This is a genomic window from Bacteroides muris (ex Afrizal et al. 2022) (assembly GCF_004793475.1).
Lineage (GTDB): Bacteria > Bacteroidota > Bacteroidia > Bacteroidales > Bacteroidaceae > Bacteroides > Bacteroides muris.
Window position 1 is genome coordinate 19,173 of sequence record NZ_SRYZ01000031.1, and the last position, 23,502, is coordinate 42,674.

16 protein-coding genes, 1 pseudogene and 1 CRISPR repeat array are annotated in these 23,502 nt (G+C 46.3%); of the genes and pseudogenes, 7 read left to right on the forward strand and 10 right to left on the reverse strand.

Annotated features, from left to right (window positions below; all coding sequences use genetic code 11):
* Positions 1 to 5: 5 nt before the first annotated feature.
* The 4 genes and pseudogenes from E5355_RS12960 to E5355_RS12980 all read right to left on the reverse strand — a co-directional run bounded on the left by E5355_RS12960 (position 6) and on the right by E5355_RS12980 (position 3,721).
* Positions 6 to 671 (reverse strand): ABC transporter ATP-binding protein, encoded by a 666-nt coding sequence (locus tag E5355_RS12960; RefSeq protein ID WP_136010679.1) that lies wholly within the window; start codon positions 669 to 671, stop codon positions 6 to 8.
* A gap of 159 nt (positions 672 to 830) precedes the next feature.
* Positions 831 to 1,178 (reverse strand): annotated as a pseudogene (locus E5355_RS12965) (FtsX-like permease family protein); the annotation flags it as partial.
* Positions 1,179 to 1,207: 29 nt separating this feature from the next.
* The gene (locus E5355_RS12975; protein ID WP_136010680.1) at positions 1,208 to 2,455 is read right to left on the reverse strand and encodes an efflux RND transporter periplasmic adaptor subunit; all 1,248 of its coding nucleotides are present in this window, start codon (positions 2,453 to 2,455) and stop codon (positions 1,208 to 1,210) included.
* A gap of 342 nt (positions 2,456 to 2,797) precedes the next feature.
* Entirely contained in the window at positions 2,798 to 3,721 is a 924-nt protein-coding gene (locus E5355_RS12980) for a glucosaminidase domain-containing protein (RefSeq protein ID WP_136010681.1), read from the reverse strand.
* Positions 3,722 to 3,824: 103 nt separating this feature from the next.
* Between E5355_RS12980 and cdd the strand changes: the two genes are divergently transcribed.
* The 5 genes from cdd to E5355_RS13005 all read left to right on the forward strand — a co-directional run bounded on the left by cdd (position 3,825) and on the right by E5355_RS13005 (position 9,926).
* Positions 3,825 to 4,307 carry a cytidine deaminase gene (cdd, locus tag E5355_RS12985; RefSeq protein ID WP_005837423.1) on the forward strand — a complete coding sequence of 161 codons (483 nt, stop codon included), beginning with the start codon at positions 3,825 to 3,827 and terminating at the stop codon, positions 4,305 to 4,307.
* 358 nt (positions 4,308 to 4,665) lie between these two features.
* Positions 4,666 to 6,300, forward strand: a complete 1,635-nt coding sequence (locus E5355_RS12990; protein WP_136010682.1) for an ABC-F family ATP-binding cassette domain-containing protein — start codon at positions 4,666 to 4,668, stop codon at positions 6,298 to 6,300.
* 105 nt (positions 6,301 to 6,405) lie between these two features.
* Positions 6,406 to 6,945 carry a flavodoxin family protein gene (locus E5355_RS12995; protein WP_136010683.1) on the forward strand — a complete coding sequence of 180 codons (540 nt, stop codon included), beginning with the start codon at positions 6,406 to 6,408 and terminating at the stop codon, positions 6,943 to 6,945.
* A gap of 32 nt (positions 6,946 to 6,977) precedes the next feature.
* Positions 6,978 to 8,474, forward strand: a complete 1,497-nt coding sequence (locus E5355_RS13000; RefSeq protein ID WP_136010684.1) for a 4Fe-4S binding protein — start codon at positions 6,978 to 6,980, stop codon at positions 8,472 to 8,474.
* 48 nt (positions 8,475 to 8,522) lie between these two features.
* Entirely contained in the window at positions 8,523 to 9,926 is a 1,404-nt protein-coding gene (locus E5355_RS13005; RefSeq protein ID WP_136010685.1) for an aldo/keto reductase, read from the forward strand.
* A gap of 230 nt (positions 9,927 to 10,156) precedes the next feature.
* Here E5355_RS13005 and E5355_RS13010 read toward each other — a convergent pair whose 3' ends face one another.
* The 6 genes from E5355_RS13010 to cas9 all read right to left on the reverse strand — a co-directional run bounded on the left by E5355_RS13010 (position 10,157) and on the right by cas9 (position 21,210).
* A complete protein-coding gene (locus E5355_RS13010) occupies positions 10,157 to 11,608 on the reverse strand; it encodes a hypothetical protein (protein ID WP_136010691.1) in 1,452 nt (483 codons plus the stop codon).
* A gap of 22 nt (positions 11,609 to 11,630) precedes the next feature.
* Positions 11,631 to 13,184: an AAA family ATPase gene (locus E5355_RS13015; protein ID WP_136010686.1), complete on the reverse strand. Its 1,554-nt coding sequence runs from the start codon at positions 13,182 to 13,184 to the stop codon at positions 11,631 to 11,633.
* Positions 13,185 to 13,320: 136 nt separating this feature from the next.
* Positions 13,321 to 14,442: direct repeats of the CRISPR family, unit length 47 nt; unit sequence GTTGTGATTTGCTTTCATTTTAGTATCTTTGAACCATTGGAAACAGC.
* Between the two features lie 103 nt (positions 14,443 to 14,545).
* Positions 14,546 to 14,878 carry a CRISPR-associated endonuclease Cas2 gene (cas2, locus tag E5355_RS13020; RefSeq protein WP_005832235.1) on the reverse strand — a complete coding sequence of 111 codons (333 nt, stop codon included), beginning with the start codon at positions 14,876 to 14,878 and terminating at the stop codon, positions 14,546 to 14,548.
* On the reverse strand, positions 14,878 to 15,810 hold the full coding sequence (gene cas1, locus E5355_RS13025) for a type II CRISPR-associated endonuclease Cas1 (RefSeq protein WP_005832238.1): 933 nt from the start codon (positions 15,808 to 15,810) through the stop codon (positions 14,878 to 14,880). The genes cas2 and cas1 overlap by 1 nt, the downstream gene beginning before the upstream one ends.
* Positions 15,811 to 15,833: 23 nt before the next feature.
* Positions 15,834 to 16,691 carry a BRO family protein gene (locus E5355_RS13030; RefSeq protein ID WP_005832239.1) on the reverse strand — a complete coding sequence of 286 codons (858 nt, stop codon included), beginning with the start codon at positions 16,689 to 16,691 and terminating at the stop codon, positions 15,834 to 15,836.
* Positions 16,684 to 21,210: a type II CRISPR RNA-guided endonuclease Cas9 gene (cas9, locus tag E5355_RS13035; RefSeq protein ID WP_136010687.1), complete on the reverse strand. Its 4,527-nt coding sequence runs from the start codon at positions 21,208 to 21,210 to the stop codon at positions 16,684 to 16,686. Before cas9 ends, E5355_RS13030 begins: the two co-directional genes overlap by 8 nt.
* A gap of 473 nt (positions 21,211 to 21,683) precedes the next feature.
* On the opposite strand from cas9, the gene E5355_RS13040 reads away from it, so the two are divergent.
* Complete coding sequence (locus tag E5355_RS13040; RefSeq protein ID WP_136010688.1) at positions 21,684 to 22,322, forward strand: HU family DNA-binding protein; 639 nt, start codon at positions 21,684 to 21,686, stop codon at positions 22,320 to 22,322.
* Positions 22,323 to 22,426: 104 nt separating this feature from the next.
* On the forward strand, positions 22,427 to 23,233 hold the full coding sequence (nudC, locus tag E5355_RS13045; protein ID WP_136010689.1) for an NAD(+) diphosphatase: 807 nt from the start codon (positions 22,427 to 22,429) through the stop codon (positions 23,231 to 23,233).
* Positions 23,234 to 23,502 lie beyond the last annotated feature (269 nt).

A 23,502-nucleotide genomic window follows, 5' to 3' on the forward strand; every position in this document is an offset into this window, starting at 1 on the left:
AGTAATTATTCCACCTGACGTCCGTCGAAGAAACGGATGGTACGTGAAGTCTGTTTGGCCTGCTCTTCATTGTGGGTCACCATCACAATGGTACGTCCGTCTTCCTTGTTCAGCTGATGCAACAGCTCCATGACTTCGGCCCCCATCTTGGAGTCCAGGTTACCGGTAGGCTCATCGGCGAGGATTATCTCCGGGTTGCCGATAATGGCGCGGGCAATGGCTACACGCTGGCACTGACCGCCGGAAAGCTGTGTAGGCATGTGGCGCATGCGGTGGCTCAAACCTACCTTCTTCAATACCTCTTCTGCCAAACGGCGGCGTTCTTTGGCAGACACCTTTCTATACAGCAAAGGCAGCTCTACATTATCCAATACATTCAGCGAGTTAATCAAATGGAAAGACTGAAACACAAAACCCAGCTTCTGGTTACGGAAAGCAGCCAGCTCCTTGTCCTTCATGCCGTCCACTTTCGTACCAGCTATTTCGATGGTACCGCTGGTGGGTGCATCCAATAAACCCATAATGTTCAGCAACGTAGATTTTCCGCAACCGGAAGGTCCCATGATACTGAGAAATTCTCCCTTGTCCACTTCGAGGTTTACATTTTCCAATGCCACGGTTTCAATCTCGTTTGTACGATAAATCTTGTTGATGCCAGTTAACTTAATCATAATGGTAAGTATTTAATTGTTATTATTCTGTTCCGTTTCTATTCCGCACAATTTCTGTTTCAAGAGGTCAAAAGTTGTGCCAAGACCGTTTATTATTGATTATCTGCTATTTATACATGCAGTAAGGTGTCCGAAAATGAACACCTTGTCCGTTTTCATCTATTCGTCACGCAGGGCTTCCGCAGGTGAGATGACGAGCGACACGAGCAGATAATGCGAGGTGAAATCCGACACCCAATAGCTCTCTGTGCTCTCCACCCAATTCTGTCCTTTGGCCAGCCCTTCTTTCAGTGCATATTGCAAATAAAGCAGAAAACCAGTCAGTGAAGCGACCACGGTCAATACCGTGCCTTCGCCCATCAGCAGGCGGACAATGTCACTACGTGTAGCTCCGAACGACAGCATCACTCCCACTTCCTCGCGCCTCGTACGTGTCTGCAACCAGAAAATGGCCAGCCCCGTACCCACAATGTAGAGCATGCTGAACAGTTTATTCTGCTTCAACAGTTCCCAGGCTTGTTTCCAGTAAACCTTTATCATTTCAGTTTCAACTTATTCTTGTTCTTATAGTTACTCATATCGCTCACCACCACTTCATCACCCGGTTGCAAGCCACTGACCACTTCTACAAACTCAAAGTTGGAATCGCCCAGCTGCACCTTGCGCTTTACAATTTCCTTGTCGGAATTGCGTACAAAAAGTTCATACTCCCCACGTCCCACATAATAGCTGGCATTGGCTATGCGCATCACGTCTTCCTTCACTGCATTCATCACATAGACGTCGGTTTTCAGACCGGAACGCAGTCGGCGGTTGTTGTCCTCATTCAACTGCACGGTAAAGGAGATGACGCCATTCTTCGAAAGCGGAGTAACACTGCTTACGGAACCTTCCAGCTTTTCGCTGCCAATCTTCACAATGGCCTTGCCGCCGGCAGCCACACGGTCACCATAAGTATCGGCAATCTCGCCTTCCACCTTGAAGTGGCTCAAGTCGGAGATGACGGCAATCTGTGAGCCTTCGGGAACCTGGGCTCCAATCTGATTGTTGATATAAGTGAGGATGGCCTTCCGGGGCGAACGCACCTGCGCGTCGTCGAGCGTACGTTTGGTTTCGGCCAGTGTCTTGCGGAACATGCTGAAGTCCAACTCCTGCACTTGGTATTCTGCAGCCAGCACTTCCTTCTCGTTGGCATATTGCTGCTGCAATTGCTCGTATTCCAGTTGTGCTACGTTGTAGCTCAGTTCGGCTTGACGCACTTTGTCGGTGGTACCCGAACCGAGGCTATCGAGGTACTGCTCGTTGCGCAGCTCCACCTTCATGCGGTCCAGCTTCATGGCGGAGACTCTTATTTTCATCTGAAGGTCGGTCAGCTTGGTCTGGTTGTCGAGTTTCAGCTGTTTCAGCTTGTAGCTGCGCATCTGCTCTTCGTCCAGCATCTTCTTGTAGTCGGTTTCGGCACTCTGCAAGTCCAGTTTCAGTATGGGGGTACCTACATCCACGCTGTCGCCACCTTTTCTGTACACTTCCAAAATGCGGGTATTGATGGGCGAGTTGATGATTTCCTCGAATGCCGGGACTACCTTGCCGGAGGCGCTGACGCTGACTTCAATCGTTCCCTTGCCTACTTTGGAGAACACAAGGTCTTTCTCCTTCACTCCCGTACGCATCAATGAAATGAGTACACTGACCACTACGATACCTGCCACACCGATAGCACCGTAGCGGATGATTTTCTTATTGCGTTCCTTGCTACGCACTTCTTTGGGGATTTCTCTATCCATATCTTTAAATTTTATTGTTTGCGGACATAACGCTTAACATACACTAAATCCATGCCAAAATCATAACCTACTGAAAGTAAGCGGAAAGAGAAAAAACAAGGGTGTCCGTTTTCGGACACCCTGTACATTTTCGGATATATTCACCACATCTGTACCTCCAACCGCTTGTTTATGCAAATGAGCCTCCTATCCTTACCGATCCTGCCCATCCCTTCACTATAGTGAATTGTCATTAAAAGGCTTTTAATACGCTATTGAAAGCCTTTCAATGTGATATTAAAAGCCTTTTAATGACATCTCAGATATATACCCATCCCTATACGCTCCTATAGGCACACCGCCTCATCTCAATCTTAAGCGGTCTCCAACTTCCGGCACATATTCCGCATCCTTGCGATTCATCTTATAAAGGTTCTTCAGGCGGATGCCGTACTTTTGGGAAATGGTGTGCATGGAATCGCCGTCCTTCACAATGTAGACGGTATGGGGCTTGGCAGCCTTCTTGCGCTTTTCTTTCAAGTAGATGATGTCTCCCGCCTCCAGCGTGTATTCCTTATGGAGGTCGTTGTATTTCACCAGCCTCTTCCAGCTGATGCCAAACTCCTTGCCCAAGACCTGAAAAGTATCTCCGTTGCGTGCCACCACATAAGCCATATCGTTGGCTATGTATACCCGATGCGGATTGGCCAGCCAGGGCTTCTTTTTCAGTTCCCTCTCCCAACTGCGGGCATCGCGCTTGCTCATGCCACGGCTGTCGTACTTATACAGTTCATAATCCTCGATAATGGTTATCAGGCGGTTGGCATACGACGGATCGGTAGCGTAACCGGCCTTCTTCAGGCCACGCGCCCAGCCTTTATAGTCCGTAATCTTCAGTTTGAAAAGAAAGGCATAGCGTGCTCCCCGTTTCAGGAAATCGGAATGATCCTCGTATGATTCCCTCGGATGGCGATAGGCGCGGAAACATTCATTGCGGGCATCGTCATCATGCCTCACTGTCCGTCCACGCCAATTGCCTCCACACTTGATACCGAAGTGGTTGTTGCTCTTGCGTGCCAGCTCGCTGTATCCGGCACCGCTCTCCAGCAATCCCTGCGCCAGTGTGATACTGGCAGGTATCTTATGACGCTGCATCTGCTCCACGGCAAGGGGGGCATACTGCTTGATATACTCATTGTAGCGGGCATTCCGGCGTTGTGCCTGCACTGTTGTAATGGAAATGAAAAGAAATGCTATGATAGCAGTCAGTCTGAAAATCCGTTTCATGCTTAAAATGTTGAGTTTTGCACAAAAGTCCGTAAAAGAATTGAAATAACCAATCTCTTTCCTATCTTTGTAACATTAATTACAAATAATAACCCCTTGCCTTATGAAAGAATTGAATATCGAAATCGCCGTCAAGATATACGACTATGAAGAACTGGATGCCGCCGACCGCGAACTGATGGATGCCGCCCGCGAGGCTACCAACCGCAGCTATGCCCCCTACTCCCACTTCTCGGTAGGAGCTGCAGCCAGACTGGCAAACGGTATTGTAGTGACCGGCACCAACCAGGAAAACGCCGCCTATCCTTCCGGGCTGTGTGCAGAACGCACCACCCTATTCTATGCCAACTCCCAACATCCCGACCAGGCAGTAACCACCCTCGCCATTGCCGCACGCAACGAGCACGACGAGTTCCTGGAGTCTCCCATCCCGCCCTGCGGCGCCTGCCGGCAAGTGATGCTCGAAACGGAGAAGCGCTTCAAGCAGCCAATGCGGGTGTTGCTGTATGGCAAAAAGGGAATCTACGAGCTGAAGAATGTGGGAGAATTACTGCCACTCTCGTTCGATGCTTCGGCCATGAAGTAACAGAACCAATAAAGTATTAACATCGTGTCTGCAGGAAGTTAATTTCTTGCAAACACGATATTAACTTCTTGCCGACACGATATTAATATCGCAAAAAGCCTTTGTTATTCAGTGGAAATCATTACCTTTGCGCCCACTAACCAATTAATTCCACCGATGAGAATATCCGACTAAAGACAACACGTTTCGGTAAACATCACTATCAACATGCTTTTTCAGACTGAACGCTGAGCATCACCTATATAGATGTTTAGCCAATGCTGTGTTTGTCCGTACCCCTCCCCTTCGAGAATTTCAATTTCGGGGAATGCTTGCATCTCCCCTATCATTCTTACTTCTAAAAACACAGTAGAAACTTATGAGCTTTATCATCAAAGACCTTAGCTATATCCATGCAGATAAGGAAATCTTGTTTTCACACCTCCACTTGAGTATCAACTCCGGAGATAAAATAGCCCTGACCGGAAATAACGGTTGCGGCAAGTCTACCCTCATGCGCATTTTGGCAGGAGACTTGTCACCAAGTTCGGGAACGGTGCTACGCCCCGAACATCTGTACTACGTGCCCCAGCACTTCGGACAATACGACCGGCAGACAATAGCACAAGCTTTGGGAATCAGCCACAAGCTATCTGCCCTGCATGCCATCCTAAGCGGTGACGCTACCGAAAAGCACTTCAATACGCTCAATGATGACTGGAACGTGGAAGAACGCGCCCAGGCTTCTCTCGACAGCTGGGGACTGGACGGTATCCCACTCTCCCGTCCGATGGAAGGACTTAGCGGCGGCGAAAAGACCCGCATCTTCCTAGCAGGCATGGAGTTGCACAACCCAACAGCCATCCTGCTGGACGAACCGACCAACTATCTGGACGCGGATGGACGGGAACGTCTGTATAACTTGATACGACGGACATCGGCTACCGTGCTCGTCATCAGTCACGACCGCACGCTACTGAATCAGTTGCCTGCCATCTGCGAACTCTCCTCCCAGGGATTGACGTATTACAGCGGAAACTACGACTTCTACAAAAAACAGAAGGCCCTGCAACAGAAAGCCCTTACCCAACAACTGGAAGAGAAGCAGAAAGCCCTGCGCCTTGCCCGCAAAGTGGCACGCGAAGTAGAAGAACGGAAGGCCAAACAGAATGTGCGGGGAGAAAAAAACTCCATTAAAAAGGGGATTCCCCGCATCATGATGGGAGCACTGAAAAACAATGCGGAAAACAGCAGTAGCAGACTCAGCAGCATACATGCGGAGAAAGCGGAAAAGCTGCAGACGGAAATGGCAGGCATCAAAAGTTTACTGTCGCAGACGGACAAGCTGAAAACAGACTTCAATGCCTCTCATCTGCATGTGGGGAAAGTTCTGGTCAAGGCAAAGGACGTCAACTTTCATTATCCCAGCCTCGCGGCTTCTCCTATGGAGACAACCCGTCCGGAGGCAGTAAAGGAGCTCTGGTCTTCCTCCCTCACCTTCCAGTTGAGAAGCGGCGACCGCCTCAGCCTGAAAGGAAAAAACGGCAGTGGAAAAACAACCCTGCTGAAACTCATCATGGGCGAATTGCACCACACCGACGGAGTGATGGAGCGTGCCGACTTCACCTCCGTCTATCTGGACCAGGAATACTCCCTCGTCCGTAATGAGCGCAGCGTACTCCAACAAGCAGAAGCTTTCAACCACCGCCACCTGCCGGAACATGAAGTGAAAACCATCCTCAACCGTTACCTCTTTCCCCGCGACGTGTGGAACAAGCCGTGCGGCAAACTGAGTGGCGGAGAAAAGATGCGCCTCTCCTTCTGCTGCCTGATGATTGCCGACAATACCCCGGATATGTTCATTCTGGACGAACCCACCAACAATCTGGACATCGAGAGTATAGAAATAATAACGGCAACGATACGCGACTACGCCGGCACCGTAATTGCCATCAGCCACGACCGGGAGTTTCTGAAAGACACCGGCATCGAACGGGAGATACTTTTGGAATGAATCAGTAATTTAGGTAACAACAACCGTAATGTGTATACTGCCGTTCTCATAAAATCTGCCTATTTTTGCAGCACGTAATCATTTACTAACTAACGATCAACGAATATGAGCAAAAAAGTATTAATCCTCTCCTCCAGCCCTCGCAAGAATGGAAACTCCGACCTCTTGTGCAACGAATTCATGCGCGGTGCCGCAGAGGCCGGACATCAAGTAGAAAAGATTTTCCTGAAAGACAAGCACATCAACTACTGCACGGGATGCAGCGTATGCAGCATGTACGGCAAACCCTGCCCGCAAAAGGACGATGCCGCCGAAGTGGTGGAAAAGATGATTGCCGCCGACGTCATCGTCATGGCAACCCCCGTCTACTTCTACACCATGAGCGCGCAGATGAAGACACTGATTGACCGTTGTTGCGCACGCTACCTTGAAATAAAGGACAAGGAGTTCTACTTCATCATCGCCGCCGCCGAAGAAAGTGTCCCCATGATGGAGCGTACCATCGATGGTTTCCGTGGCTTCCTCGACTGCCTGGAAGAGCCCAAAGAATGCGGCACCATTTATGGCGTGGGTGCCTGGAAGGTGGGCGAGATAAACGACAAGCCTTCCATGCACGAAGCCTACGAGATGGGAAAAAAGGTATAAAGAACGAATACTAACCGCTATACAATACATTTATGCTACGTACCATCAGACTGACCCTTGCCGTCATCTTCTTCGCACTCATCACGCTGTTGTTCCTCGACTTCACGGGAACACTGCATACCTGGTTCGGATGGATGGCGAAGATACAATTCCTGCCGGCCGTGCTGGCACTGAACATCGGTGTAGTGCTGTTTCTTGCAGTGCTGACCTTGGTATTCGGACGCATCTACTGCTCCGTCATCTGCCCGTTGGGAGTATTCCAGGACATTGTTTCCCGGCTCTCCGCCAAACGGAAGAAGAACCGTTTCCGCTACTCGCCCGCATTGAAATGGCTACGCTACGGCGTGCTGGGAGTATTCGTACTTGCCATCGTCGGCGGGCTGAACTCTTTTGTCGCGCTACTGGCCCCTTACAGCTCATACGGGCGCATCGTTTCCAGCCTTTTCTCCCCGCTCTACCAGTGGGCAAACAACGGACTGGCCTACCTGGCCGAACGTGCAGACAGCTATGCCTTCTATGAAACGGATGTATGGATGAAGAGTCTCACTACCCTGCTGATTGCCACGGTCACTCTGGTAGTCCTCATCGTGCTGGCATGGCGGGGCGGACGTACCTATTGCAACACTATCTGTCCGGTAGGTACAGTGCTTGGCTTCCTCTCGAAGCACTCCTTGCTGAAACCGGTGATTGACACAAAGAAGTGCAACAGTTGCGGACTTTGTGCCCGCAACTGCAAGGCATCGTGCATCAACATCAAGGCACACGAAATAGATTACAGCCGTTGCGTGGCATGTATGGACTGCATCAACAAGTGCAGGAAAGGTGCCATCACTTACACGCGCCGCAAGCCGGCCTCCGTTGCAGTCTCCCGGGAAACCTCCGTGGCACCGGAGCAGGTAAACGACACCCGCCGCGCATTTCTCTCTACAACTGCTGTGTTTGCTGCTACGGCAGCCCTCAAGGCGCAGGAGAAGAAAGTGGACGGCGGACTGGCTGTCATCGAGGACAAGAAAATCCCCAAGCGCGCCACTCCCATCACTCCTCCGGGCTCACTGAGCGCCCGCCACTTTGCACAACACTGCACAGCCTGCCAGCTCTGCATATCGGTATGTCCCAACCAAGTGCTCCGTCCTTCTTCGGACTTGACAAAACTGATGCAGCCGGAAATGTCCTACGAACGCGGTTACTGCCGCCCCGAATGCGCCAAGTGTGCGGAGGTGTGTCCTACCGATGCCATCCATCTGACGAGCCTCGCCGAGAAATCGGCCGTCCAAATCGGTCATGCCGTATGGATTAAGGAGAATTGCATCTGCATCACAGACAAGATGGAATGCGGGAACTGTGCCCGCCATTGTCCGGCCGGTGCCATACAGATGGTTCCTTCAGACCCGGAAGACGAAACCTCCATCAAGATACCGGTAGTCAACACCGAACGCTGCATCGGATGCGGAGCATGCGAGAACCTTTGTCCGTCGCGTCCGTTCAGTGCCATTTATGTGGAAGGCCATGTGATGCACAGAACTGTCTGAAGCAAGTTTATCACCCTAATATCCATTTATAATTTCAGTCCTATCACAATGAAAGAAGACAATAAGAACAAGATAAACCGCCGCGATTTCTTCAAACTCGCCGGTGCAGGAACGCTTGCCTCGGCAGCAGCCCTATACGGCTGTTCGGGCAACAAGAACAACGGTGACAGCGAATCGGCCGCGCTGGGCGAGATACCAACCGACAAAATGACCTACCGCACCAATCCCAACACGGGCGACCGGGTTTCTCTGCTGGGATACGGATGCATGCGATGGCCCACCCGGAAACGTGCCGACGGAAATGGAGACGAAATAGACCAGGAAGCCGTGAACGACCTGATAGACTATGCCATTGCCCACGGAGTGAACTATTTCGACACCTCCCCCGCCTATGTGCAAGGTCTGTCGGAGCGCGCCACGGGCATTGCCTTGAAACGCCACCCACGGGAGAAATTCTTCCTTGCCACAAAGCTGTCCAACTTCAGTCCCGGCACGCACAGCCGCGAAGAGTCTCTTGCCATGTATCACCGTTCTTTCCGCGACCTGCAAGTGGACTACATCGACTACCTCTTGCTGCACGGCATCGGCATGGGCGGCATGGAAGCCCTCCACTCCCGCTATCTGGACAACGGCATGCTGGACTTCCTGCTGAAAGAGCGCGAAGCCGGACGCATCCGCAACCTCGGATTCTCCTATCATGGAGACATCGAAGTATTCGACTACCTGCTCTCCCGCCACGACGAACTGAAATGGGACTTCGTACAAATCCAACTGAACTACGTGGACTGGCGGCATGCCAAAGAAGTGAATACCCGCAACACGGATGCCGAATACCTATATGCCGAGCTGACGAAGCGAAACATTCCCGCCGTCATCATGGAGCCGCTGCTGGGCGGACGCCTATCCCGCCTGAACGACCACTTGATGGCACGTCTGAAACAACGCCGTCCGCAGGAGAGCGTAGCTTCCTGGGCCTTCCGATTCGCAGGTACTTTCCCCGATGTGCTGACCGTACTAAGCGGAATGACGTACATGGAGCATCTGCAAGACAACCTGCGTACCTTCTCCCCGCTTGTTCCATGTACGGAAGAAGAGTGTACCCTGCTGGAAGATACCGCCCGACGAATGCTGCAATACCCCACCGTGCCGTGCAACGACTGCAAATACTGCATGCCGTGCCCCTACGGACTGGATATTCCAGCCATCCTGCTGCACTACAACCGCTGCATCAACGAGGGCAACGTGCCGCAGAGCAGCCAGGACGAGAATTACCGCGAGGCACGCCGCGCCTTCCTGATAGGCTACGACCGCAGTGTTCCCCGCCTTCGCCAGGCAAACCGTTGCACCGGTTGCGGCCAATGCAACCCGCACTGCCCGCAAGGCATCGACATCCCGGCGAAACTACAGGAGATAGACCGGTTTGTGGAAGCGCTGAAGCAGGAAACCCTTTAACGGAGTTATCTTCCACATCCGTTTTCTTTTCAAAGATTACCAATCATATGCCGATTCTTCTTTTTGTATAACTTTGCAAAAAGAACCACGGATAAACGATGAATAAGAAGATTTTAACGGCTATTTTAAATAAGTACCGACCTGCCGGGAAATGGGAGTGCAAGTGGCAGGCAGATATTTACTGCTGAAACATAGCCTTCAATAAGCACGCTTTCAGGGCAAACCCTATTTCAGTAATTCCGCGAAGGAATGTATCCCGCCCGATAGATACGGTCGAAGAACGGTGTCCACTCATTGTCCGTGATACCAATCTGCAGACCGTAGAAGTGCGTACCGGCTTCCCGGCAACGGCGAATCTCCTCCATAAAGGCAGGTGAAGAGTGAGGAATCTTGAAGTCGCTGACCCAAAGCACATCGGCATTCATATACTCCCTGCCTCCTTTGAGCAGGCGGAACGTGGCTTCCAGCATACGGGTGGCATCTGTATCCCCGCAAGCTGTCTTTGAGAAGAATTCGAGCAGCCTTGCCCGCTCTTTCCTTACGTCAATCGGATGAATGGAGACGGAAAAGGCTATCAGAAAGCAGTTCCGCCGTTGACGGTCGGCTATCTCCAGGAGCTTTATCAGCAGGGAGTGGGCAATCTTCTCCGGCTTGCCAGCCATGCTTCCCGAGGTGTCCAGACAGACAATCATCGGACCTTTGGGACGGGCAGGCTTGGTTTCGATGCGCCGGGCAGGCTGCATGATTTCCGATTTATAACGGAAGGTCTGGAGCTTGCGAGTAAGGTATTTGTAGACGAACAAATCTTCCAGTTCGCTGTCAGCGGAATGGGCAAGCTCAATGGGAAGCAGGGCATTGAGGTCGTTGCCGGTGCTGATGCCCAGAATGTCGCATTTGGAGGAGTGCTCCATTTTGTAGACATTTCCCTCGGCAACGCGGATTTGCTCACGTCCTTCGTCATCTGCCATACGCCCCATCTTGCGGGCCACTTTCACTATCTCGGGACACGACCGCTGGATACGCACGATTTTCCGTATACGTTCAAAGTCGACGGTATTCCATAGACCGCTCATCATGCCCCAAGTCTGGAAGAATTCGTCCTTGTCCACCCGGTTCTGGCGGACGTACTCGGGGATGTCTTTCAGATTGGAACGGAGTCTGCGCTCGAGGGCGTCTTTGCGGAAAGCTATCTCTTTCTCCTTTTCTTCGTGCATCTTCAATTGGAAAGCGCCTTCCCAGTCATCCACCATTTTCTCCCAGACTTCATCGTCCGCATGCCCTCCTTCGGTGCCGAAGTGGCTACGATAGAAGCGGGAGTCGAAGCCGTACTTCCGGTATTTGTCGGAAATCTGCTGGAGCAAGGCTTGCCAGCCGTCTTTCCGCTTTGCTATGGACCATTCCAGCACGAGTTTCATCTCATTCCGTTCCGACTGGCTTTTCCTGAAGTTATATTTCTCCTTATCCAAATTCAATTGTATGAACTGAATCATGGTGTCGTAAAAGATACGGGCACAGAGTTCATCACTTAGCACCTGCACCTTGACCATAGAGTCGTTCATCACAGAAAGAAGATAGGCATACAAAGGCTCAGTATCCGTCTCCGCACACTCTCCGGTAGCTACGAAGCGGTCTAGTGCCTGCACGTAGAAGGCGGCGTCATATCGGGTAGCGGTGGTGTTCATCTTCTTCTCGGTTACCGGAGGATTATTCGTCTCCATATCTCAGTTTACGCATGTCCACACGCGCCCAAGCTATTTCCTTGCGGACGATGGAGACGTATTGCGCTACGCTCTTTTTGTCTTCTTCGGAGACGAAAAGGTTGTCGGACAAGTCTCTCACCAAGCGGTCTATGCCGGCGGCGGCAGTGTCCAGTTCCGTCTCATAATCACGGTCGGTGATGGAGAGGTTTCCCAGCCAGAGTTGTTGCTCCTCGCCCCGCTGCAGGCGCCGCATGGGGAAGCGCACACCATTGATGTAGAGATGCTTGTCGTCGCGGTAGAGGGTGACGCGTTCGGTGCCTTTCTCTTTCATGGCGCCGGTATCGGCAAAGGCGCGGATGATAGTACGCTTGGGATTGAAAGGATCGGCATACATTACGCCCAAGGTGGGAGCATCTTTGGCGCTATACTCCTTCAGATTCTTGTAGTCCACGATAAAGATGTAGGTGTTGCCCGTACCATGTTTCTCCACCTGGTAGTAGAAGTGGTCCGTTATCAGCAGGTCATCATCCCTACGGTCGCCGGCAAGGCGGGCCTTGTCGAGAGCTTCGCGCACATGGCTGACTTTCAAATCGGATTTCAGCGAGGAGGCGATACCGGCAATCTGCTTTGTGTGGGGCACGAACAAGGCACGGATAACGATGTCACGGATGGCAAGGCTCTCATCAGGCTCACTCCATAGGCAGTGGTAAACGGGAAGCAAGTCGGTCAGGGAGACTTCTGTGCGGCCGTGGACAAAGGCGGAGGTCTTGAGCAGCTTCACGATGTTTTTCCAGCGGCGGTCGCTGACGTATACATTACGGTGCAGGTCCGAGTCCTGCATCTCCACGCTTGTCAGGCCCCGACGGATGGCTGTGATGCAGGAAAGAACATCGAGAGGCAAGGTCACGCGACGTATCTCAGCTTGCCATTCGGCATACTCGCGGTCGGAGATTTGCCATTCGCAGGCAGTCGTTTCCGGATGGTCGGCAGAATCGTCCAGCAGCATCTTGTAGAAAGACTCCTCCTGCTTGACGCAGGTACAGAGGATGCGGATAAGGAAACGGTCCCACAGAGCTTCCAGCCCTTCACCCTGCGCGGGCAGTTCGTTGCTGGCGGCTACGAGCAGTTTGAGGGGGAGGCGCAGTTCCTTGTCGCCGTTGCGGAAAAGTTTTTCGTTGATGACGGTCAGCAGAGTGTTCTGTATGGCAGGGCCTGCTTTCCATATTTCGTCCAGAAACACGACATCGGATGTGGGCAGATAGCCGTCGATGGCACGTTCGTACTTGTCGGATTCTTTCAGCCGGCTGATGCTGACGGGACCGAATATCTCGTCGGGGGTAGAGAAGCGGGACATCAGGTATTCAAAGGCACGGGCATCTGTAAAAGCCGACTTTAGCCTCCTGGCTACCATCGACTTGGCTACTCCCGGAGGTCCCAGAAGAAGAACACTTTCACCTGCCAGGGCTACCAGCAGGGAGAGGTTTATCTCGGTTTCTTTTTCGTATACTCCCCGGTTCATTTCGGAAAGGAGGAGACGGATGCGTTCGGTTATTTCCACAATATGATTTATTTGTAGTCAGTACTTATGTATAAAGAAAAGCGTGTAAAGATACAAAATAGTAGGAGAATCAGAGAAATTCTTATTAAGATTCACTATCTTTGGAAAACAAATACACACACAGACACGCACACACGTTGTAATTTGCTTTCATTTTAGTATCTTTGAACCATTGGAAACAGCTCGTGAAAGGGTTTCGGTAATGTCTCATGTGTTGTGATTTGCTTTCATTTTAGTATCTTTGAACCATTGGAAACAGCTATTCAAATTATTTTTAATATATTCTTTAAGTTGTGATTTGCTTTCATTTTAGTATCTTTGAACCATTGGAAACAGCAAATGACATATGAGAAAGTAACACCAACAAGTTGTGATTTGCTTTCATTTTAGTATCTTTGAACCATTGGAAACAGCTGTCAGATGGTTTCATCACAGACGAAACCGTTGTGATTTGCTTTCATTTTAGTATCTTTGAACCATTGGAAACAGCTTTGTGTTCGACGTTTATGTGAGAAGTACGTTGTGATTTGCTTTCATTTTAGTATCTTTGAACCATTGGAAACAGCTAGAGTTTAGTTTTTGTCCGGTCGGTTTGAGTTGTGATTTGCTTTCATTTTAGTATCTTTGAACCATTGGAAACAGCATAATCATTATAATCCAATACTGCTTGCTTGTTGTGATTTGCTTTCATTTTAGTATCTTTGAACCATTGGAAACAGCGATAAGTAGAATTTGGCAAAGCTATGTCCGTTGTGATTTGCTTTCATTTTAGTATCTTTGAACCATTGGAAACAGCTGCAATTCACGTAAACCAGTGTAACTAGCCGTTGTGATTTGCTTTCATTTTAGTATCTTTGAACCATTGGAAACAGCATTTACCATAGTATCTATTACTTCATTTTCGTTGTGATTTGCTTTCATTTTAGTATCTTTGAACCATTGGAAACAGCATAAGTGACCTTGAGACCAGTAGAAGTTCCGTTGTGATTTGCTTTCATTTTAGTATCTTTGAACCATTGGAAACAGCTCGATTACGTTCTCAGCATAAGCTTGGTTAGTTGTGATTTGCTTTCATTTTAGTATCTTTGAACCATTGGAAACAGCGCCAACAGAGCAAACCGACACATCCCCACTGTTGTGATTTGCTTTCATTTTAGTATCTTTGAACCATTGGAAACAGCAAGAAAAGGCCGAACGCGTATAGCGAACGGGTTGTGATTTGCTTTCATTTTAGTATCTTTGAACCATTGGAAACAGCTGATTACAAGTAACAATCTAATATTCAAACGATTACACATAGTGTTAGAATATAAAAAAAGAATGCTGCTTCTAAAAAAATCCCGCCATTGCGCGGGATTTTTTCAGAATAATTCTAATTGTTGTCCAGGCGTATTCACATCCACAGTCTTTTTCCCATAAAAAAGTGCTATATTTCCAAATTGCTTGTCCGTAATGCACATAATTCCGACACTTCCATAGTCCGGTAAGAAAGATTTAACTCTTTTTATATGTACCTCCGCATTCTCACAACTCGCACAATGACGAACATATATAGAGAACTGGAACATCGTAAATCCATCCTTTTGCAGATTCTTTCTAAATTCCGCATACGCCTTTTTATCCTTCTTGGTTTCGGTAGGCAAATCAAACAACACTAATACCCACATAATGCGATATTCACTAAACCGGTCCATCACATCTCTGGATAGGATATTTTACGCAACTCACCACTGAAACATTTATACAGAGAAGCCGTAGTCTGCCCAACAGCTACCATCAACGGACTACGTTTTCCCGAAATAACAGTCTCTAATGTAGGAATTGTCAGTAACCTCGCTTTCAATTCTCTCGTCAATTCAACACAATTCGGTTCTGCTTCCTTGAATATATCATATACCAACCTATCCACATAAGGGCGATAAGGTTCCATTATATCATCTGCCAGACAATAAGCATTATAACGATTATGATGATGTATTCCCAAAGTAGGTAGAAGCCCACTTGTCACCAAAGCACGAGCAACAACTGCCCTCAAAATAGCATACCCATAATTTAACAAATTATTAGGAGGAATACCTTCTCTATCCCTTGTAAAGCCTTCTATTTTAAACAAATTCTTCCAATAATAAGCAGCTGCACGAGCCTCCAAATTATCAGAATCTCCACTCTTTACATCTGCAGCCCACACCTTCATACACTTTATTTCTTCTCCAGCACATTCATGCAATACTACCGTCTGATTCTCTATTTTGGCTTTTATTGTTTGCTGCCAAAGTTGTTTCATCAATGGTAGAGACGCACCAAGTTGATGACGAAACCTTTCATTTTGTGTAGTATTCCCATACAAAGGAAGCATTAAACCAACCGGCATACTTTTAGAATCGCAGGTTATGACTGCACAATTATTCTCAAGCAAAGCTTCCAATACTCCCGAAGTAATGGTTATCTGCTTATTGTCCAACACCACTACTCCAATATCTTCTATTGGCTTAGTCACTTCGGACATTCGTTTGAACCCTTCGGGTAAAGCACTGTTCTTCACCACCTCCGGCAATTTAATCACCAACTGGGCATTTTTTAAAGACAAATAGACCGGATTCCCAAAATAAAGTGTTTTCTTAATCATAGCATATAGACTTTACAAGTTATTCATTCATCATTTTCAAGAAAAGGAAGCTCTAAAGTATCATTCTGTTTATCAGAATCCAACAGAAAATTTTCAGGAGAAACAACACTTCTACCCAACTCTTTTTCAGCTTGTTCACGTGCTACTCCGGCTACATTTCCTCCACGTTGTGCTACTTGCTTACTTTTAGTAAATGTATCTGGTTTTTCTTTCTGAGAAATTTCCGTTGTGACACGTTCTCCAAGCATTGTAAATATCAACTCCAAATCAGACATGTGGTCACGAAGATTCTGATTTTTCTTCGTCAGCCCCTTATATATTTTATAATCCGAAGGAGTCAATCCAAACGTTGCTCTAGATATTTCTGCCGTAAGAATGGCATAATCACTTTTTTCCGTGATTCCCCTTTCTTTCCATTCATCCGTCAAATTCTGACGAATGGCGATTCCTCTCAAACGTTTGTCAATCCAATCTTTTGGATAACCTTTTTGCTCATATAGTTCTTTCATGCGCTCTTGAGCCAATTCCGGATTTTCTATTTCCTGTACACGCTCATAACCTACTTGTGCTAACCAAAGCTTGAAAGGTTCAGCTTTAGGAGAAGGAATAGATTGAATGATGCGGAATAAAGCCTGCACATTTGCCGCCAACGTTTTTCGTTTTTTTCCTGTATCTGTCACCATTTCTACCTGGGGACAAGTTGTCCCCAGGTAAGTAGCCAGTTCTTCATCCCGTTTTCGCATCTTCTTCAGATAATCCGTAGGATTCACACTATCAGTCAATACACCAACTACATCTACAACAGAGAAATACCATTGCTGTTCTTCCTCGTTCCATACGGAACGAATCTTTTTCTCTTGAAACAACTTTATATTATTCATTTACTCTATACTTAACTTCTATAATACGGCCTAACCTATCAACTTTTACTGGAATACAAATATTCTTTATCATTTCACCATCCCATGATTTTTCTGCTTTATTATTAGAACCTAATTCTTTAGTGGGAATAATAGCATTTGATATACTTTGAGGTATAAAAAAGCATTGATTACCAGAAGATGAAACCATCTTATAAATCCTCCCCCTATCTATCGGTTCATTTATCCTACCAAAATCCCGCTCTTCTTCGGTTGGCAGATATACCAAATCATTAGGAGACAGCCAAAACAATAATTTATCTCCCTTTTCATTTCTGTCCGGTACAGGAACAAGCCCTTGTTTCTCACGCTCTATAACCCAATTTAAAGGAATAGTCTCATACGTTCTGTTTCCATCTTCTGTTATGTAAATAGCAAAGAACAAGTTAGTACCTTTAGCAGCTTCCACCCATTTGGCACCTTTATTGCCAAGTACACCGACTTTAAATTTATTTCCACGCGGTTCATACACCCTCACCTTATATATAGGCTGATGTCCTTTACCATCATTCAGTTGTAAAAGATTACGGTTCATTTCTTCTATACCTTCTGCAGAAAAAGCCAACTCCGCCTTTCCTTCTTTTGATTTCAGATGATTCAGGAGTATTTTCTGTATGCCAGTATCCGTCACCGATGCTATCTTCTTCTCATTGAAAGTTGAGTCCAATGATTTACGTACTGCAACTAAAGGTTCAGTAGTATTTTCCGTAAAATAATAAACAGCGACTTTGGCTATATCCAGCTCTTTCCACAAGAAAGCATTCTCTTTGAAATATTTTTCAATTTTCTTCTTATCATACTTATATGATAACAATTCAAGAACCTTATTTTTTACTCTTTTGTCAACAATCATAGAAGGAGTATCCAAAGCGACAGATAGGCGTACCACCTTTACCTTTCTTAAATTTACCGCTCCAAAAACCGTATCTTTGTGCATCGGTTTACGGATAGCCCAACTATCACCGATTTTCTGTTTCTCATAAACACGAGTCCCATTTGCATCAAAATGTTGATAGATATTGGTTGTTTTATTTATTATACGCAAATTCTGTTTCAAGCTAACTATTATCCCACTCAACGCTTCCCTTGCATCTTGCGTAAAAGTAGTCCATGGTTTCTTTATAATCCATCTATAATTACCATTACCATCCCCCCTACTCTTATCACACAACAGTCTCTGCAAATCATAACGGGAAATTTTCGCATTCCGGCTTGCAGACTCATTATTCAGATAGTTTACATGATTCCGTGTAGCACAAGCTATTACTATTGCATCCATAGCATGATGCCGATGGTCTATACGCTTCTTACTGAATCCTTTCTGATATTCAAGGGGCACTGCTGTTTGAAAAACTTTTTTTCCGTCTTTATTCTCCCAATGTCCAAAACACTGGGTTTCGGTCAAAGCATTTAAACGTTCAAAACGAGGACTTACAATACTATTCCAGACGTCATTCATGCCCCAATCCTTTTTCAGCCTGTCCGTCACGCTTCCTGTACAAACTAATATGTTTTTTGAAACAGCCTCCGGTTCATATTCACCGCTATCATTCTTTTCACGAACGATATTCGACAAAAGTCCTTTGACAACCTTACTGATATACCGGCTATCGTTTAATTGGCGTTCAATAAATTGCTCGGGAATATCATCCATCAACAATTTCTTCATTTTTATGCCCGATTTTGCATATTGTTCTTTTACAAAACGTTCGTAACTATCCACAGAAAAGATTTCTACTGTCTTTCCAAAACCCACTTCCACTTTCTGTCCATGATGATTCTTGATAAACTCATATCCCAGTTGATTATCTTTCAACTTGTTCACAGCAGATTCACATATCACTTTGTTAGAGAATGAATCATCAAAATAGCGGGATTGAGGTATAACATGTTCTATCTCATACGCAGCAGTAAATAATTTAGCCAAAGGTATCAGCTCACCGGTATAAGGTGAACGATATTTCTGTTCCAGCCATAATTTATAACGCAAGAATTCTGATTTCGTCGGTAATTTACTGGTATTGAATTTTTTCAATATCACATCTATATCTTCCGGAATCTGTTCTTCCCCCTTTAAAACTGCATCCTCATAAATCCGCAATATTTCTTGTTGACTTGATGAATAGGGACGGACATTCTCTACCCCATATTCCGGATTCACAAATTCAGCAAGCAATGCCTTTATACGTAAATTGGCATTTTCATTCTCCAGAATCTGAGTAGTCATTCTTTTTCGCTTGTCCGCAGGATTTTTCATCTCGCGCCCTAACTCAATATGGATTTCATCAATTTTCCCAACCTGTTTCCAAATATCCCTGACAACTCTCAATGTCTCGGTTATCACTTGTTCTACGATAGGATTTCGTAGTGAATGTTGCTTAAAAGCAGCCAGATAAGCATCAATATCAGCAGGGGTTTCCCATTTGGTTATTTTTTTATCTTCGGAATGACGATTATACACTACATAACAAGCCAACCACAACGGAAGCCTCTTAAAACAAGATATATCCGACAAGTTCATCGCCTTTTCTCTAACCTTGGCACCTATACTCTCATCACACTCACCTGCTATTATCCTTTCTATTCTTTCCTTGGTTGTACCATCAATCAACGACATATCCCAATACTTTCCACACCTCATCAAAGGCAACAACTTCTTTATCGCCTTGGCAGAATAAGCGCCATATTCAGACTTGAAAGGAGGAAACTTCTTGAACACTTCCACAAAGGATTCATTCAATCCGTTCTTAACCGCAAAAGTCGCCAATGCTTTCTCTATTTCCTGCTTGTCACTTACAGAATATAAGATATGCCACAAGGCTGTTTCTTTTTCATCAGATAAAAAGTCAATACCAATACCGGCCTTTTCCAAACGGGAAAGAATCGCATGTCTCGTCTCATTACATGGGTAGAACTTATCCTCGACATAATTCCAACGATAATTATTTATTTCCTTTTTCAGTCCAAACGCAGGATATCTCAGAAAAGCTTTCTGATCTATTTCCTTTCGAGAGTTCAGCCAATCAAATAGAGCCACATAATCATCTTCTGTTTTCAAAAACTCCGTTGTCACATCCACATCCAAATGTAAAGTTCCATTTACTTCCCTTTCCTTTTGATATACCCGAATATTGGAAAGGAAATACCATAAACGGAATTCCTGAAAAAGAGGATGTGACTTGGCTATACACTTTAACGAAGCTGTTTTGATTTCACCTGTTTTGCGGTTTACATATTCATTTTCCTCATAAGGGCAATTAGCTATCAATGACTTTTTGGTTTTCAACGGCCTTTGATAAAACAAGACATCATCTATTAACAAATAGATAAAGTCCCGGTTAGCTATATTTCTCCGTTGCACTTCATTACCTGGATACAACGCTTCAATACACCTCATGTATAAATCTCTATCCTGCAATTCTGCATGAAAAGCACATTGCTTCTGCAAAATCAAGTTCAGTTCCTCCTTGTAAAACTTTCGTTCTACTGTTTTCACCAATTTTCCCATTATCTTTTGTTGTGGCTCCTGCAACAAAGCATCATATATATAACTCCCAATCGTTTTATGAGTACCGGCAATGTCCGCTTCAGTCCTTTTCTTTATTAACATCCAATCATCCTCTTTAGGCGCTCTGAAAGAACGCTTCACCTCACCATACTTATCAAGCTTTGGAGTACCGTCCGGATTTAAGTCAGTAGTGACAATAAACTCTTTTACCCGTCCTTCCCAGTCCAATGGGACATTACTGCTTCTACGATATACCCATCCATTCTCCAGATGTACATTATACCATATATCCCGGCCTTTCTTTTCATCAGTCGCTTCCACCGACAAGACTTTCAATGCATAAAATTCAACTGATTTTCCTGCATTGTCTTCCTCCTCTTCTCCTCTAAGCTGATAATAACCACGTTTCTGATTAAAGTTCAAAAGAATCCATGCCAGTTCTTCTTTACTTATCATTTCTGTCAAAGCTTTCTTACGGAGATAATAAACTGTCCAGTCATAAGGGATTTTTTTACCATCAAAAACCAATGAAGGTTGGTGTTTTGCAAAATCCGCCAACATTTCATTAAACGCTGTCTGAAATAAAAAAGAGTATTTTCCCCATCTATCCTTTACCCATGGCAATTTCGGTTCGCTGCCTGACAAGAATTTACCCGTATGCTTTTCAAAATCTATTCCTTTTAAATAGTGTTCCGGCAGGAAGCCAAGAATCTTCAAAACTTTATGCAACCGTTCACGGCGTAGTAATTGTCGCTCTCTCAATCGACGCACCCCTCTAAAACGGGTTCTTTCGGCTGTCTGTGATATAGAATTCCCTTTGTCAAAGTCTCCCAAGATAGCAGCATCCATCGGAATTATTCTACTGCCAGCCATTTCTATCCAAATTTTCTCGGTCTGTTCTTTAATTACAGAGTTTATTACAGCCCATCCTATACTATTGGTTCCCAAATCCAATCCAAGTATCGTTCTCATAGTATTATATTTTGAATATTTTCTTCAAAGGTATTTTTTTTTTCAATATAAGCATTGTATTTCCATATTTATTTTATACATTTGTCATACTAAAATGAAGCAAGTCACAATAAGGATTATTCCGTTGTGAAAACATTAGGTTCCCTCGTCCTTAACGGGGGATTTTTTATTTCCAAAAACTAATTATCATTCCCAATATCCCTCTTTTGCCGAAAACTAAAACTTTCTTCCCCAAACACTACTCTTCGTATCACTATATTTTATACCTTTGTTCACTAAGAATTAATCGTCCCATACCCATTTCTGTTTCGTCCGACAGCTGTCGGACGATAATTAAACAACCGTTGGACGATAACGCAACAGTTGTCGGACGATTAGTTTTTAGGAAGAAGAAAATTAATCCGCTTAGCGACAAAAATAATTCCCCGAAGCGACGAGAACTGTTTATCGCTATAAACAAAAATGAATATCTTATGAGCGCGTATTACGACCTTTACGAAACGCCTTCGCCCGACGGGAAAGAAGACAAGAAAGCACTCCACGCACGTATCTGCCCGAAAAGGACTTATACCCAAAAGGAGTTTGTGGAACATATCGCAACTTTCCAACATCTGCCCAAGAATGTGATAGGGGCAGCATTGGATGCCTGCATTGACGAGTTGTGCGATTTGCTGGCCAACGGAAACATCGTGGAGCTGGGAGAACTCGGATTCTTCAGCACTTCACTGAAATGCTTGCGCGAGACCGACGACGAGAAAAAGAAAATCCGCTCCGAATCCGTCCAATTCCAAAACGTACACCTGCGCATCAGCAGCACGTTCCGCAACAACATCAAGAAGAAAATGACGTTGGAACGTGTACACTCCACTACCAAGAAATCGAAAAAAGTAGTAGAGACCACCGAAGAAACAAGAAAAGCCGAACTGGAACTGTTCCTCAAGCAGAATGTATGTATCAACAAGAACGAATACATCCAGCTAAGCGGACTAACCAGACATGCCGCCATAGACGAACTGAACAACTTCATCCGGCAAGGGTTCCTGCGCCGCCGCGGAATGGGAAGGTCAACGGTCTATGTGCGACAAGAAAAAGACACAGCAAACGAAATTTAGGGGGGCAAGCACAGAGACACAGAGACATAGAAATTAATTTGAAAAGAATCTCTGTGCCTTTGTATTTTCGTGTTCATCCCCCCAAAATAATAAAACAACAAACAATGGAAAAATCAACAGAACCCCAACCCTGCATGCAGTGGTTCGTCTTCTTCAAAGACCAACTGCTGCTGAAAAAAGGATATACAGACAAAGGAGAAATAAAATACAGCGTACCCGTCAGTATAGAGCCTCCTCTGACACCGGAAGCCGGAAGTAATATACACGAAGTGTTCCCCCCCAACGGCAAGCAAGTACGTGCATTCGCCTTGGAACAGCCCGTGACCGAAACCGACGAATGGGTAATGATAGGCCTGCGAGCATCGTACGACTACATCGCGCCAGACGAGTACCGTTCCGCAGGAAAGGCTTTCCAGATACTCTACTGGGACGAGCACAGCCGCTTCTGTCCCGTGTGTGGCACCGCTATGGAGCACCAGACCCCCATCATGAAGAAGTGTCCCGACTGCGGCAATGAGATGTACCCTCCCGTTTCCACCGCCATCATCGTATTGATACGCAAAGGAGACGAAATCCTACTGGTGCATGCCCGGAACTTCCGCGGAACCTTCTACGGACTGGTGGCAGGCTTCCTCGAAGCCGGCGAGACACTGGAAGAATGTGTGGAACGGGAAGTTTTTGAGGAAACGGGGCTGAAAGTAAAGAACATCACTTACTTCAGCAACCAGCCCTGGCCCTATCCCAGCGGATTGATGGTGGGCTTCATTGCCGACTACGAAAGCGGGGAAATAAAACTGCAGGAAGATGAACTGACCTCCGCCGCTTTCTATTCCAAAGACAACCTGCCCGAAATTCCACGAAAGCTGAGCATCGCAAGAAAGCTGATAGACTGGTGGCTGGAGAATAATTGAAGAGTTAAAAACTAAAAGGAGAAGGGAAAAGCAGATTGCGGAAAACACACACTCACAAACGAACAACTACGAATGAAACGACTCTCATCCACATCAACCAATCGGTGTGTAACCGCAATCTGCATATACTAAACTTCTCTGCAAACGTTTTGTTCATCAACCATCGGGTTTAAGCCTTATTTAAGTTTTCTTTCAACACAGAAGCAAAAGGAAAGAGGTTGTGTCAAAATGCTGGCACAACCTTTTTTTATGCGCAAAGCCCGGACTTT

Coding starts and splice junctions, on each gene's coding strand:
- E5355_RS12960 (WP_136010679.1), bottom strand. CDS start 671: ATGATTAAGTTAACTGGCATCAACAAGATTTATCGTACAAACGAGATT.
- E5355_RS12975 (WP_136010680.1), bottom strand. CDS start 2,455: ATGGATAGAGAAATCCCCAAAGAAGTGCGTAGCAAGGAACGCAATAAG.
- E5355_RS12980 (WP_136010681.1), bottom strand. CDS start 3,721: ATGAAACGGATTTTCAGACTGACTGCTATCATAGCATTTCTTTTCATT.
- cdd (WP_005837423.1), top strand. CDS start 3,825: ATGAAAGAATTGAATATCGAAATCGCCGTCAAGATATACGACTATGAA.
- E5355_RS12990 (WP_136010682.1), top strand. CDS start 4,666: ATGAGCTTTATCATCAAAGACCTTAGCTATATCCATGCAGATAAGGAA.
- E5355_RS12995 (WP_136010683.1), top strand. CDS start 6,406: ATGAGCAAAAAAGTATTAATCCTCTCCTCCAGCCCTCGCAAGAATGGA.
- E5355_RS13000 (WP_136010684.1), top strand. CDS start 6,978: ATGCTACGTACCATCAGACTGACCCTTGCCGTCATCTTCTTCGCACTC.
- E5355_RS13005 (WP_136010685.1), top strand. CDS start 8,523: ATGAAAGAAGACAATAAGAACAAGATAAACCGCCGCGATTTCTTCAAA.
- E5355_RS13010 (WP_136010691.1), bottom strand. CDS start 11,608: ATGAACACCACCGCTACCCGATATGACGCCGCCTTCTACGTGCAGGCA.
- cas2 (WP_005832235.1), bottom strand. CDS start 14,878: ATGGACCGGTTTAGTGAATATCGCATTATGTGGGTATTAGTGTTGTTT.
- cas1 (WP_005832238.1), bottom strand. CDS start 15,810: ATGATTAAGAAAACACTTTATTTTGGGAATCCGGTCTATTTGTCTTTA.
- E5355_RS13030 (WP_005832239.1), bottom strand. CDS start 16,691: ATGAATAATATAAAGTTGTTTCAAGAGAAAAAGATTCGTTCCGTATGG.
- cas9 (WP_136010687.1), bottom strand. CDS start 21,210: ATGAGAACGATACTTGGATTGGATTTGGGAACCAATAGTATAGGATGG.
- E5355_RS13040 (WP_136010688.1), top strand. CDS start 21,684: ATGAGCGCGTATTACGACCTTTACGAAACGCCTTCGCCCGACGGGAAA.
- nudC (WP_136010689.1), top strand. CDS start 22,427: ATGGAAAAATCAACAGAACCCCAACCCTGCATGCAGTGGTTCGTCTTC.